The sequence below is a fragment of the Bradyrhizobium sp. USDA 376 genome, assembly GCF_054063675.1.
Genome location: NZ_JBSSGN010000001.1, coordinates 5894441 through 5906746, shown reverse-complemented (window position 1 = coordinate 5906746; position 12306 = coordinate 5894441). Strand labels below are relative to the sequence as shown.

Here is a 12306-nt window from a genome sequence, read left to right as displayed (position 1 = left end):
GACGAACCAAGAAACTAACCAAGAAACGGATCGATAACATGGGACGGAACGACAAGGGCAATGTCGGCTTCATCGGCATCGGCACGATGGGCCGCGAGATGGTGCGCAACCTCCTCAAGCCCGGCCACACCGTGCGCGTCTTCGATCTCAACGAGGCCGCATTGGCCGACAGCGTCAAGGACGGCGCGACGCGCGCCAAGAGCCCTGCCGATGCCGCTGAAGGCGCCGACATCGTCATCACCATGCTGCCCGACACGCCCCACGTCGAGGCAACCATCTACGGCGAGCACGGCCTGCTGAAATCCCCTCCTCCCGGCAAGCTTATCGTCGACATGAGCACGATCTCGCCAGTCGCGGTCCGGCGCATCCATGCCGATCTTCAAAAGGCCGGCGTCAGCTTCATCGACGCGCCGGTCTCGGGCGGGCCCGTCGGCGCCAAGAATGCCGCGCTCTCGATCATGGCCGGCGGCGATGCGGCCGCCTTCGCGCAGGCCGAGCCGTTCTTCCGCGCGATGGGCACCACCATCACCCATGTCGGCGCGTCCGGCGCCGGCCAGACCGTAAAACTCTGCAATCAGCTGATCTGCGGCATCAACATCCAGGCGATCTGCGAGGCGCTCGCGCTCGGACGTGCTTCGGGCCTCGATCTCGATCTGCTGCGCCGGGTGCTGCTCGGCGGCTCCGCTGCCTCCTGGATGCTCGACAAGCTCGGCCCTGCAATGATCGGGGGTGACGTATCCGCCGGCTTCCGGATCGATCTGCAGCTCAAGGACCTCCGCCTGGTGCAGGAGCACGCACAGGCACTGAACGTGCCCCTGCCCGGCACCGCGCTCGTCACCAGCCAGTATGTCGACGCTCGCGCGCATGGCGAAGGCAGTAACGGCAATCAGGCGCTGTTCCGCGTCTATGACCGCATGACCAACCAGACCACCGGCTGAAGCAACGGCGATGAGCCTGCAACTCGACTTTCCCGCAGTGCTGGAGCGTTGGCCGAGTTTTCTCGCCGGCGCCGTCCTCACGCTGGAGCTTGCCGCCTTCGCGACGGTGCTCGGCGCCCTGCTCGGCACGCTCGCGGCGGTCGGGCGCGGCACGCACAACGCGCTGATCGCGGGCGCCTGCAAGGCCTATGTCGAGACCATCCGCAACACGCCGCTCCTGGTGCAGATCTTCCTGGTCTATTTCGGCCTCGCCAGCCTGGGGCTGAAGTTCTCCGCCTTCGCGGTCGCCGTGGCCGCGCTGACGATCAATGTCGGCGCCTACACCGCCGAGATCATGCGCGCCGGCTTCGAGGCGATCCCGCGCGGACAGATCGAGGCGGCCGAAGGGCTGGCGCTGTCGCGCCTGCAGATCTACTGGCACATCATCCTGCTGCCGGCGGTCGAGAAGGTCTATCCGGCACTCACCAGCCAGTTCGTGCTGCTGATGCTGGCCTCCTCGGTCTGCTCGCAGATCTCGGCCGAGGAGCTCACCGCGGTCGCCAATTATATCCAGTCGGACACCTACCGCGCGTTCGAGACCTACATCATCGTCGCCGTGCTCTACGTCATCCTGTCGCTGGTGATGCGCGCGGGCTTCTGGGGCCTCGGCCTCGTGCTGTTTCCGCGCCGGCGCCGGCTCGGCACGCCGCTGTGAGATGAGCATGGGCGGACATCTCAACATCAATCATCTGATGTTCCTCGGCCAGGGTGCGCTGTGGACCATTGGCCTGTCGGTGATCGCGCTGATCGGCGGCGGCATCGTCGGCTTCGTCATCGCGCTCGCGCGGATCTCGCCGCTGAAATCGGTGCGGCTCGCCAGCGCAGCCTATGTCCAGCTCGTTCAGGGCACGCCGCTGCTCGTCATCCTGTTCCTCGGCTATTTCGGCCTCGCAGCCATCGGCCTCAAGGTCTCGCCACTCACGGCCGCGAGCGCCTCGCTGACGCTCTACGTCGCCGCCTATCTCGGCGAAATCTGGCGCGGCTGCATCCAGTCCGTGCCGAAGCCGCAATGGGAGGCCGCCGAAGGCCTGGCGCTCAGCCGGACCCAGCGCATGATGAAGGTCATTCTCCCGCAGGCGATCCGCATCGCGACGCCGCCGACCGTCGGCTTCATGGTGCAGATCATCAAGAACACCTCGCTCGCCTCGGTGGTCGGCTTCGTCGAGCTGATGCGCTCGGGCCAGATCGTCAACAACTCGCTGTTCGAGCCGTTCGCCATCTACGCCATCATCGCCGTCACCTATTTCGCCATGTGCTATCCGCTGTCGCTGTTCAGCCAGAGGCTGGAACGGCGGATGGGGCGCGGCAGGTCCAACCTCGCACCGGCCTGACATGCAGCAGAACCTCTCCTCCGAACCTATCGTGTCGCTCCGCAACGTGCAGAAGAGCTTTGGCCCGCTGCGGGTGCTCGATGGCGTCTCCTTTGCCGTCGAACGCGGCGAGGTGCTGGCGCTGATCGGCCGCTCCGGCTCCGGCAAGAGCACGGCGCTGCGCTGCATCGACCGCTTCGAGAAGGTCGATGGCGGCGAGATCGTCGTCTGCGGCCACCGGGTCGACCGCCCCGACGTCGACCTGCGCGCGCTGCGCCAGGACGTCGGCATCGTGTTCCAGAGCTACAATTTGTTTCCGCATCTCACGATCGAGCAGAACATCACGCTCGCCCCCTGCGCCGTGAAGGGCATGGCGACGTCCCATGCCAAGGATCTCGCGCGAAAAGTGCTGGCGCAGGTCGGGCTGGAGGAGAAGCTGCACGCCTATCCCGAGCAGCTCTCCGGCGGCCAGCAGCAGCGCGCCGCGATCGCCCGCTCGCTGGCGATGCAGCCGAAGGTCATGCTGTTCGACGAGGTCACCTCCGCGCTCGATCCCGAGCTCACCGCCGAAGTGCTGAAGGTGATCGAGCAACTCGCAGCCGACGGCATGACCATGGTGATGGTGACGCACGAGATGGGGTTTGCCAAAGGCATCGCCGACCGCATCGTCTTCATGCATCGCGGCAAGGTCCACGAGACCGGACCCGCCTCGATCCTGACGTCGCCGACCACGCCCGAACTCACGCAATTCGTGGGAACGGGAAACCTAAAATCATAACAGGGAGAGGAGAACCAAGAATGACAAACAAGACATTGCTGGGCACCGCCGCCGCGTTGTGCGGCCTCATCATGATGGCGGCAACGCCCGCATCGGCCGATCTGCTGGACGACATCACGCAGGCGAAGAAGATCCGCATCTCGACCGACCTCGCCATCCCGCCCTCGGGCATGATGGACAGCAGCATGAAGCCGACCGGCTCGGACGTCGAGGTCGCGCAGCTGCTCGCCAAGGATTGGGGGCTCGAGCTCGAGTTCATCCAGACCACCGGCGCGACCCGCATCCCCAACGTCCTCACCGGCAAGGCCGACATCATCATCTCGACCCTGTCGGTGACGCCCGAGCGCGCCAAGGTGATCGACTTCACCAAGCGCTATGCGACGCTGCAATCCGACGTCGGCTGCCTGAAGTCGTCGACCGTCAAGGACTGGCCCGACGTGAAGGACAAGTCGATCGGCGTCTCGCGCGGCACCACGCAGGACACCACCCTGTCCAACATGAAGGACAAGGACCTCAAGATCGCCCGCTACGACGACGACGCCACCATGGTGACGGCGGCGGTGTCCGGCCAGGTCGATTGCGTCGGCTCGTCCGCGACCATCATCAACCAGATCGGGGTGAAGAATCCCTCGCGCGTGTTCGAGTCCCGGATTCCGCTGGCGACCTTCGACCTCGCCATCGGCCTGAAGAAGGGCGAGCAGCGCCTGATGGACAAGCTCAACGCCTGGATCACCGAGAACGTCAAGAACGGCAAGCTCAACGCGATCTACAAGAAATTCCACGGCGTCGATCTGCCGACGGACATGCGTAGCTGAAACCACGAGAACCGTGACAGCCGTGTTGCGGCTGTCACGGCCAATGCCAAATCAAGAAGGACACCACATGCGTCTCGTCATCGGATCCGACCACGCCGGCTGGCCGCTCAAGCAGACCGTCATCGACCACATCCGCAAGCTCGGCCACGACATCATCGACGTCGGCTCCTATGACGACAAGCCGGTGGATTTCCCCGACATCGCCCGCGCGGTGGCGCAGAAGGTGACGTCTGGCGAAGCCGTGCGCGGCATCATGGTGTGCGGCACCGGCGTCGGCGCCTCGATCGCCGCCAACAAGATGAAGGGCATCCGCGCCGCGGTCTGCCACGACGTGCACTCGGCGCATCAGAGCGTCGAGCATGACGATGTGAACGTCATATGCATCGGCGCGCAGATCGTCGGCGCCTGGCTCGCGGTGGACCTCGTCTCGTCCTACCTGTCCGCCGAATTCTCCACCGACGAGGATTTCCGCCGCCGCGTCGAGAAGCTGCGCGTTATGGACGAGCAAGGCTGACATCCCCTCATGATCCTGGTGTTCGGGTCGCTCAACATCGATCTGGTCGCACAGGTCCCGGTCATCCCCGGCCCCGGCCGGACGGTGCTCGCACCATCCTACCAGACGCATTTCGGCGGCAAGGGCGCCAACCAGGCCGTCGCCGCCGCGCGGATCGCGGGTGCAGGACGGGTCCGGATGGCGGGCCGCGTCGGCCGGGATGGATTTGGCGACAGCGCGATCGAGAACCTCCGGACGAATGACGTCGACACCGCGCTCGTCGTCAGGGCCGACGAGCCCACCGGCTGCGCCTTCATCACGGTTGATCAGTCCGGCGAGAATGCAATCACGGTGGCCAGCGGCGCCAACATGGCCGCGAGCGCCGGTGACCTGCCAGCCGGGCTTTTCAGTCCCGGCACGGTGCTCGTGCTCCAGATGGAGGTGCCGTTCGAAGAGGCGCTGGAAGCGGCGCGCCGGACGAATTCGGCCTCAGGCACCGTTATCTGGAATCTCGCGCCGGTCCCGGAGAAGATGACGCGCGAGACGGTGACGGAGCTTCTCGCCGTGACCGACTATCTCCTCGTCAACGAGCACGAGGCGCTCGACGCCGCGACCGCCATCGGCCTCGCTCCATCCGATTACGAAACAGCAAGCGCGGAGCTCGCGAAGGCCGGCAACCTCACCTGCATCGTCACCGCCGGTGCGCAAGGCGCCCTGGCTGGCGCAGCGGGCGGAACCCGTTTGCACGCGCCCGCGCCGCGCATCACGCCGGTCGACACGACCGGCGCCGGCGACACTTTCGTCGGCGCATTTGCGGCGATGATCCACGAGAAGGTTCCACTGCAAATCGCCCTCCAGGTCGGATGCGAAGCGGCGGCCCAAAAGTGCCTCAAGCCGGGCGCACAGGCCGGCATGCCGGTGCGGGGCGCGATCTCATCCCTGATCCAGACGGCTTAAGTATTGTTTTCCAATGTCGTCCCGGCCTAGCGCGCAATTGCGCGCTAGGCCGGGACGACACCGACTATGTCGTAACTGCATTCGCCCCGCAGGTCTTACCCGGCTACACTCGTTCGATTCCCGGAGCCCTGCCCTTGGCCTTTCTCTTCGTCCTCACCGTCGGCCTGCTCGCCGGCACCATCTCAGGCATCGTCGGCACGGGCTCATCGATCATGCTGATGCCGGTGCTGGTCTATGCCTACGGGCCGAAGGAGGCCGTGCCGATCATGGCGGTGGCCTCCGTGATGGCGAATTTCTCGCGGATCCTGGCCTGGTGGCGCGAGGTCGACTGGCGGGCCTGCGCGGCCTATTCGGTCACGGGCATTCCGGCCGCAGCCCTTGGCGCGCGCACGCTGCTGGCGCTGCCCGCGCACGCCGTGGACCTCACCATCGGCATCTTCCTGATCGCGATGGTGCCGGCGCGGCACTGGCTGGCGCGGCATGACCTCAAGGCAAATCTCTGGCATCTCGCCATCGGCGGCGCCATCATCGGCTATCTCACCGGCATCGTGGTCTCGACCGGCCCGCTCAGCGTGCCACTGTTCCTGTTCTATGGCCTGTCCAAGGGCGCCTTCCTCGCCACCGAAGCCGCCTCTTCGCTCGGCCTCTATTTCGCGAAATCCGTGACCTTCGAGCGTTTCGGCGCGCTGACCGGCGATGTCTTCATCAAAGGCCTGATCGCGGGTGCCTCGCTGATGTCCGGCGCGTTCATCGCAAAACGCTTCGTGCTGCACCTGAAGCCGGACGTATTTCGTCTGCTGATGGACGCGATCATGGTTGCGGCGGGGCTCTCCATGCTATGGAACGCGGCGCACTCTCCCTGAGCACGATTGATGTCCAATGGCCAAGAACACGCTTTCCTTCGTCTGCCAGAACTGCGGCGCGGCCTATAACCGCTGGCAGGGCAAGTGTGAGTCCTGCGGCGAGTGGAATACGCTCGCGGAAGAAGACACGAGCGGCAGCGTGCCGGTCTCGATCCGCTCCAAGCGCAAGGGCCGGACCTTCGCGCTGGAGAGCCTCGCCGGAAAGAGCCCGGATGCGCCCCGCCTGTCCTCAGGGATGACCGAGCTCGACCGCGTCACCGGCGGCGGTTTTGTCCGCGGCTCCGTACTGCTCGTTGGCGGCGATCCCGGCATCGGCAAATCGACGCTGCTGACGCAGGCGACCAGCATGATGGCGCGCGCCGGCCATCGCATCGTCTACATCTCCGGCGAAGAGGCGGTGGCGCAGGTGCGGCTGCGCGCCGAGCGGCTCGGCCTGTCGGATGCGCCGGTGCAGCTCGCCGCCGAGACCTCGGTCGAGGACATCGTCTCGACGCTGTCGGAAGGCGCGGTGCCGCGGCTGATCGTGATCGACTCGATCCAGACCATGTGGACCGACACGGTGGAATCCGCGCCCGGCACGGTGACGCAGGTGCGCGCCTCGGCGCAGGCGCTGATCCGCTTCGCCAAGAAGACCGGCGCTGCCATCATCCTGGTCGGCCACGTCACCAAGGACGGCCAGATTGCGGGTCCGCGTGTTGTCGAGCACATGGTCGACGCGGTGCTGTCGTTCGAGGGCGAAGGCTCGCAGCAATTCCGCATCCTGCGCGCCGTGAAGAACCGATTCGGGCCGACCGACGAGATCGGTGTGTTCGAGATGACCGGGCTTGGACTGCGTGAGGTCACCAACCCGTCCGAGCTGTTCCTGTCCGAGCGCGATCTCGGCACGCCCGGCACCGCAGTCTTTGCGGGCATCGAGGGCACGCGGCCCGTCCTGGTCGAATTGCAGGCCCTGGTCGCCCCGACCTCGCTCGGCACGCCGCGCCGGGCCGTGGTCGGCTGGGACCCGAGCCGGCTCTCGATGGTGCTGGCGGTGCTGGAGGCCCATTGCGGGGTCAAGCTGTCCGGCCACGACGTCTATCTGAACGTCGCCGGCGGCCTGCGCATCCACGAGCCGGCGGCCGACCTCGCCGCCGCCGCGGCACTGGTGTCCTCGCTGGTTAATGCGCAGTTACCCACCGATGCGGTCTATTTCGGCGAAATCTCGCTCTCCGGCGTGATCCGCCCGGTGGCGCAGACCCCGGCCCGGCTGAAGGAAGCGGCAAAGCTCGGCTTCCAGCGCGCCGTGCTGCCCGAATCGGCGCGAGGAGATGCCGGCGGTGACGCCGGACTGTCCCTGAACGCGGTCAACAGCCTGACCACATTGGTGGCCGAGATCGCAGCCAAAGGCTCCCGCCGGGGCGAATCCAGCGCACCGGCAGAGAAAAATGCCACACCGGCAAGATTCCGCCGTGGAGAGGGGTAGCCGGAGGTGACGTCGGAGGCCCCCGCCGCTATACAGCCGTCACAAAAGCAGCGTGGGATTGCGTGGTTGCGGCCTTGCCGGGAACGCCGTCTGCCCCTCTTTTAGGGCGGCGGCCAAACACCGATTCGCTGAGCACCTTTTGAAGTACGAGCGGACCAGACCAGCCGATGCCAGTAACACTCCTCGACCTGATCCTGCTCGGTGTGATGCTGATCTCGGGCCTGCTCGCGATGGTCCGCGGCTTCATGCGCGAAATCCTGTCGATCGCGGCCTGGGGCGCGGCGGCAATCGTGACGCTCTACTCGTTCTCGAAGCTGCTGCCGACCGCAAAAACCTATTTCAACAACGACACGGTGGCGAGCGTGGTCGTGGTGGCCGGCGTGTTCGTCGGCACGCTGGTCGTGGTCTCCGTGATCACGGTCCGGATCTCCGACATGATCCTGGATTCGCGCATCGGCGCGCTGGATCGCACCCTCGGCTTCCTGTTTGGCCTGGCTCGCGGGCTTTTGATCGTCGTCGTCGCCTTCCTGTTCTTCACCTGGCTGGTGCCGGACAAGCAGCGCCCGGACTGGGTCACGGGGGCGAAATCCCGTGTCGTGCTCCAGGGAACCGGGGATTGGCTGATGGCCCTCTTGCCTGACGACCCCGAGAACACCATCTTGAAGAGATTCAAGAAAAACAAACCAGATGATGATCAAGCTGATTCCGAGCAGCAGCCTTCGGGCAGTGGCGACGGATACAGTAAACCGGCTCGTGACAGTTTGAAAAAACTGATCGAGAAACCCGCGGCACGTTGACTTGAGCCCAGAGAGAGGCGCGAACGAGATGCGACACCCTGACCAGGACGCTCAACTTGATCTCGACGCCAAGGCCGGTTTGGGCCCGGCCGCGCTGGAGCTTCAGGACGATCTGGAAGGGGATACGCTGCGCGAGGAATGCGGCGTCTTCGGCATCTACGGTCACCCAGACGCTGCCGCCATCACCGCACTCGGCCTCCACGCCCTGCAGCACCGCGGCCAGGAAGCCGCCGGCATCGTCTCCTACGACGGCAGCCGCTTTCACTCGGAACGCCGCCTCGGCCTCGTCGGCGACACCTTCTCCCGCCGCGAGGTGATCGACCGCCTGCCCGGCAATGTCGCGGTCGGCCATGTCCGCTATTCCACCACCGGCGCCACCATCCTGCGCAACGTGCAGCCGCTGTTCGCCGAGCTCAACGCCGGCGGCCTCGCGGTCGCCCACAACGGCAACCTCACCAACGGCCTGACGCTCCGCCGCGAGCTCGTGAAGCACGGCGCGATGATGCAGTCGACCACCGATACCGAGGTGATCCTGCACCTCGTCGCGCGCTCCAAGCGCGCCCGCTTCATCGAGCGCTACATCGACGCGCTGCGCGAGATCGAAGGCGCCTATGCGCTGGTTTCGCTGACCAACAAGAAGCTGGTCGGCGCGCGCGATCCGCGCGGCATCCGCCCGCTGGTGCTCGGCGAGCTCGACGGCTGCCCGATCCTGACCTCGGAGACCTGCGCGCTCGACATCATCGGCGCGCGCTTCGTGCGCGACATCGAGCCCGGCGAAGTCATCGTGTTCGACGAGAACGGCCAGGACATCCACAAGCCGTTCCCGCCGATGGCGCCGCGCCCCTGCATCTTCGAGTACATCTACTTCTCACGGCCGGATTCCATCGTCCACGGCCGCTCGGTCTACGAGGTGCGCAAGGCCTTCGGTGCGCAGCTCGCGCGCGAGAGCCACGTGCCGATCGACGTGGTCGTGCCGGTGCCGGATTCCGGCGTGCCCGCCGCGGTCGGCTACAGCCAGCATTCCGGCGTGCCGTTCGAGCTCGGCATCATCCGCAACCACTATGTCGGCCGCACCTTCATCCAGCCGACGCAGGCGATCCGCGAGTCCGGCGTGCGCATGAAGCACTCGGCCAACCGCGCCGCGATCGAAGGCAAGCGCATCATCCTGATCGACGACTCGCTGGTGCGCGGCACCACCTCGAAGAAGATCGTGCGCATGATGCGCGATGCGGGCGCCAAGGAAGTCCATTTCCGTCTCGCCTCGCCGCCGATCCTCTATCCTGATTATTACGGCATCGACCTGCCCGATCGCGGCGGTCTGCTCGCAGCGACGCATTCGCTGGAGGAGATGCGCGAGATCATCGGCGCCGACTCGCTCGCCTTCCTGTCGATCGACGGCATGTACCGCGCCATGGGCGAGCCCGGCCGCGACCCCGCCAATCCGAAATTCTCGGACCACTGCTTCACCGGGGCCTATCCGACCCACCTCACCGACCAGACCCAGACCGAGCCGCAGCCGCGGCAGCTGTCCCTGCTGGCGGAGGCGAGCTGACGGCGAAGGCGTCATCCCGGGGCGGTCCGCAGGACCGAACCCGGGATCTCGATATTGTCCTGCAATCTCTGGATTCCGGGTTCGATGCTTCGCATCGCCCCGGAATGACGACCACGCGGGGGGCTTGTCCCGGCCGTCCACGCCTGTAAAACCCCGCCAATGACAAAGCCCCTCGCCGACCGCATCGCTCTCGTCACCGGCGCCTCGCGCGGCATCGGTTTCGCCACCGCCAAGGCGCTGGCCAAAGCCGGCGCCCATATCGTGGCCACCGCGCGCACGCAAGGCGGGCTGGAAGAGCTCGACGACGAGATCCGCAAGGACGGCGGCAGCGCCACGCTGGTGCCGCTCAACCTCACCGATTCCGACGGCATCGCGCGGCTCGGCGCAGGCCTGCACGAGCGCTACGGCAAGCTCGACATCCTCGTCGGCAATGCCGGCGTGCTCGGCCCCTCCTCGCCGATCGGTCATATCGAGCTGAAGGCCTTCAACGACGTGATGGCCATCAACGTCTCCGCGAACTTCCAGCTGATCCGCTGCATGGAGCCGCTGCTGAAGCAGTCGGACGCCGGCCGCGCGGTGTTCATCACCTCGGGCGCCGCCAACAAGGCGACTGCCTATGTCAGCCCCTACGCCGCCTCCAAGGCCGCACTGGAAACGCTGGCGCGAGCCTGGGCGCAGGAGACCGCGAACACCGCTCTGCGCGTCAACCTGTTCAACCCGGGGCCGATCCGCACCCGCATGCGCGCCACGCTGATGCCGGGCGAAGACCCTGAGACGCTCGACACGCCGGAGCAGGTCGCGGAGTTCATCGTGCCGCTGTGTGCGCCCGACTGGACCGAGACCGGCAAGTTCTACGACTACAAGACCCGCAGCCTGATGAGCTTCCGCTCGCCGGCCTGATTGACTCAAACACCTCCCCGCGATTGACTGCCCGCGCTTAGGCGGCAGCAAGCCGCAAGCCAACAAAATGGGAGGTTGCCATGGCGCCATGGCATGATCGCGCAGGCTTTTCGCGTGCGCTCGCAAATGTCTCTCACGCCTTCTCCATCCTGATCGCCGCCATCGCGTTTGTGCTTCCGGGCACGGCGACTGCGGGTGACGTCCCGACCTTCGCCGTCGAGCCCTCCTGGCCAAAGCCGCTGCCGAACAACTGGATTCTCGGCCAGGTCGGCGGCATCACCGTCGACTGGCAGGGCCATATCTGGGTGATCCATCGCCCGCGCTCGCTGACCGATGACGAGAAAGGCGCGAGCCTCAATCCGCCGCGCTCGAAATGCTGCGTGTCGGCCCCGCCCGTGCTCGAATTCGACAGCGACGGCAATTTGCTGCGCTCATGGGGCGGCCCGGGCGAAGGCTACGAATGGGTCGGCCGCGAGCACGGCATCGAGGTCGACGAGCGCGGCTTTGTCTGGGTCGGCGGCAATGCCGACAACGACAACGCGATCCTGAAATTCACGCTCGACGGCAAGTTCGTTGCGCAGATCGGCAAGATCGCGCCGAGCCTCGGCAGCAACGACACGACACAGCTCGGCAAGCCCGCGGAGACCGCGATCGACAAGGAGGCGAACGAAATCTACGTCGCCGACGGCTATGGCAACCGCCGCGTCATCGTGTTCGACGCGACGACGCTCGCCTACAAGCGGCACTGGGGCGCCTACGGCAACAAGCCCAACGACGACAAGCAGGGTCCCTACGACCCCAAGGCGCCGGTTGCGCAGCAATTCGGCAATCCCGTCCATTGCGTCAAGCTCGCCAATGACGGCCTCGTCTATGTCTGCGACCGCATCAACAACCGCATCCAGGTGTTCAGGAAGGACGGCACCTTCGTGAAGGAGTTCTTCTTCGAGAAGAACACGCTCGGCAACGGCGCGGTGTGGGATATCGCGATCTGGCCCGATCCGAAGCAGACCTATATGCTCAGCGCCGACGGCGAGAACAACGAGATCAGGGTCATCAAGCGCGACGACGGCAGCGTGGTCGGCAGCTTCGGGCACAGCGGCCGCAACGCCGGCCAGTTCCACTGGGTGCATGCCATGGCGATCGACGCCAAGGGTAACGTCTATACCGCCGAGGTCGATACCGGAAAGCGCATCCAGAAATTCAAGCTAACCTCGGACGCGCTCAAATAGCGTCTCAACGCATTTTGCCCAAAAGTTAACCGTCGGATGACGCTAAAGCGCGATGAGATTGCGACGAATAGTCATCGCGCTTTGGCGCCATCCGGCTTTAGGCGCATTGCCGCAAACCGCGGGACACGGTAGAGCCATCGACAGGAATAAGGCTCCGCAAGAGAGCCGTCCGA

General features: G+C 65.7%; 13 protein-coding genes. All 13 read left to right on the top strand.

Annotated features, from left to right (window positions below; all coding sequences use genetic code 11):
- Positions 1-38: 38 nt before the first annotated feature.
- Positions 39-938, top strand: a complete 900-nt coding sequence (locus ACVJ19_RS27285; RefSeq protein WP_453952298.1) for an NAD(P)-dependent oxidoreductase — start codon at positions 39-41, stop codon at positions 936-938.
- Between the two features lie 10 nt (positions 939-948).
- The gene (locus tag ACVJ19_RS27280; protein ID WP_018646064.1) at positions 949-1632 is read left to right on the top strand and encodes an amino acid ABC transporter permease; all 684 of its coding nucleotides are present in this window, start codon (positions 949-951) and stop codon (positions 1630-1632) included.
- 7 nt (positions 1633-1639) lie between these two features.
- Entirely contained in the window at positions 1640-2308 is a 669-nt protein-coding gene (locus tag ACVJ19_RS27275) for an amino acid ABC transporter permease (RefSeq protein WP_453952296.1), read from the top strand.
- A gap of 1 nt (position 2309) precedes the next feature.
- On the top strand, positions 2310-3065 hold the full coding sequence (locus ACVJ19_RS27270) for an amino acid ABC transporter ATP-binding protein (RefSeq protein WP_453952294.1): 756 nt from the start codon (positions 2310-2312) through the stop codon (positions 3063-3065).
- A gap of 20 nt (positions 3066-3085) precedes the next feature.
- The gene (locus tag ACVJ19_RS27265) at positions 3086-3880 is read left to right on the top strand and encodes a transporter substrate-binding domain-containing protein (RefSeq protein ID WP_453952293.1); all 795 of its coding nucleotides are present in this window, start codon (positions 3086-3088) and stop codon (positions 3878-3880) included.
- 67 nt (positions 3881-3947) lie between these two features.
- Positions 3948-4394 (top strand): ribose 5-phosphate isomerase B, encoded by a 447-nt coding sequence (gene rpiB, locus ACVJ19_RS27260; RefSeq protein ID WP_453952291.1) that lies wholly within the window; start codon positions 3948-3950, stop codon positions 4392-4394.
- Positions 4395-4403: 9 nt separating this feature from the next.
- Complete coding sequence (locus tag ACVJ19_RS27255; RefSeq protein ID WP_453952289.1) at positions 4404-5330, top strand: ribokinase; 927 nt, start codon at positions 4404-4406, stop codon at positions 5328-5330.
- Positions 5331-5464: 134 nt separating this feature from the next.
- The gene (locus ACVJ19_RS27250; RefSeq protein WP_453952287.1) at positions 5465-6193 is read left to right on the top strand and encodes a sulfite exporter TauE/SafE family protein; all 729 of its coding nucleotides are present in this window, start codon (positions 5465-5467) and stop codon (positions 6191-6193) included.
- A gap of 16 nt (positions 6194-6209) precedes the next feature.
- On the top strand, positions 6210-7655 hold the full coding sequence (gene radA, locus ACVJ19_RS27245; RefSeq protein ID WP_453952285.1) for a DNA repair protein RadA: 1446 nt from the start codon (positions 6210-6212) through the stop codon (positions 7653-7655).
- A gap of 167 nt (positions 7656-7822) precedes the next feature.
- A complete protein-coding gene (locus ACVJ19_RS27240) occupies positions 7823-8452 on the top strand; it encodes a CvpA family protein (protein WP_011086837.1) in 630 nt (209 codons plus the stop codon).
- Positions 8453-8480: 28 nt separating this feature from the next.
- A complete protein-coding gene (purF, locus tag ACVJ19_RS27235) occupies positions 8481-10004 on the top strand; it encodes an amidophosphoribosyltransferase (protein ID WP_453952283.1) in 1524 nt (507 codons plus the stop codon).
- Between the two features lie 159 nt (positions 10005-10163).
- Entirely contained in the window at positions 10164-10904 is a 741-nt protein-coding gene (locus ACVJ19_RS27230) for an SDR family NAD(P)-dependent oxidoreductase (protein WP_453952282.1), read from the top strand.
- Positions 10905-10984: 80 nt separating this feature from the next.
- Positions 10985-12133 (top strand): hypothetical protein, encoded by a 1149-nt coding sequence (locus ACVJ19_RS27225; RefSeq protein ID WP_453952280.1) that lies wholly within the window; start codon positions 10985-10987, stop codon positions 12131-12133.
- Positions 12134-12306: the final 173 nt, after the last annotated feature.

What these genes read in the sequence shown, in the direction of transcription:
- ACVJ19_RS27285 (WP_453952298.1), top strand. Translation starts at nt 39, where the DNA reads ATGGGACGGAACGACAAGGGCAATGTCGGCTTCATCGGCATCGGCACG.
- ACVJ19_RS27280 (WP_018646064.1), top strand. Translation starts at nt 949, where the DNA reads ATGAGCCTGCAACTCGACTTTCCCGCAGTGCTGGAGCGTTGGCCGAGT.
- ACVJ19_RS27275 (WP_453952296.1), top strand. Translation starts at nt 1,640, where the DNA reads ATGGGCGGACATCTCAACATCAATCATCTGATGTTCCTCGGCCAGGGT.
- ACVJ19_RS27270 (WP_453952294.1), top strand. Translation starts at nt 2,310, where the DNA reads ATGCAGCAGAACCTCTCCTCCGAACCTATCGTGTCGCTCCGCAACGTG.
- ACVJ19_RS27265 (WP_453952293.1), top strand. Translation starts at nt 3,086, where the DNA reads ATGACAAACAAGACATTGCTGGGCACCGCCGCCGCGTTGTGCGGCCTC.
- rpiB (WP_453952291.1), top strand. Translation starts at nt 3,948, where the DNA reads ATGCGTCTCGTCATCGGATCCGACCACGCCGGCTGGCCGCTCAAGCAG.
- ACVJ19_RS27255 (WP_453952289.1), top strand. Translation starts at nt 4,404, where the DNA reads ATGATCCTGGTGTTCGGGTCGCTCAACATCGATCTGGTCGCACAGGTC.
- radA (WP_453952285.1), top strand. Translation starts at nt 6,210, where the DNA reads ATGGCCAAGAACACGCTTTCCTTCGTCTGCCAGAACTGCGGCGCGGCC.
- ACVJ19_RS27240 (WP_011086837.1), top strand. Translation starts at nt 7,823, where the DNA reads ATGCCAGTAACACTCCTCGACCTGATCCTGCTCGGTGTGATGCTGATC.
- purF (WP_453952283.1), top strand. Translation starts at nt 8,481, where the DNA reads ATGCGACACCCTGACCAGGACGCTCAACTTGATCTCGACGCCAAGGCC.
- ACVJ19_RS27230 (WP_453952282.1), top strand. Translation starts at nt 10,164, where the DNA reads ATGACAAAGCCCCTCGCCGACCGCATCGCTCTCGTCACCGGCGCCTCG.
- ACVJ19_RS27225 (WP_453952280.1), top strand. Translation starts at nt 10,985, where the DNA reads ATGGCGCCATGGCATGATCGCGCAGGCTTTTCGCGTGCGCTCGCAAAT.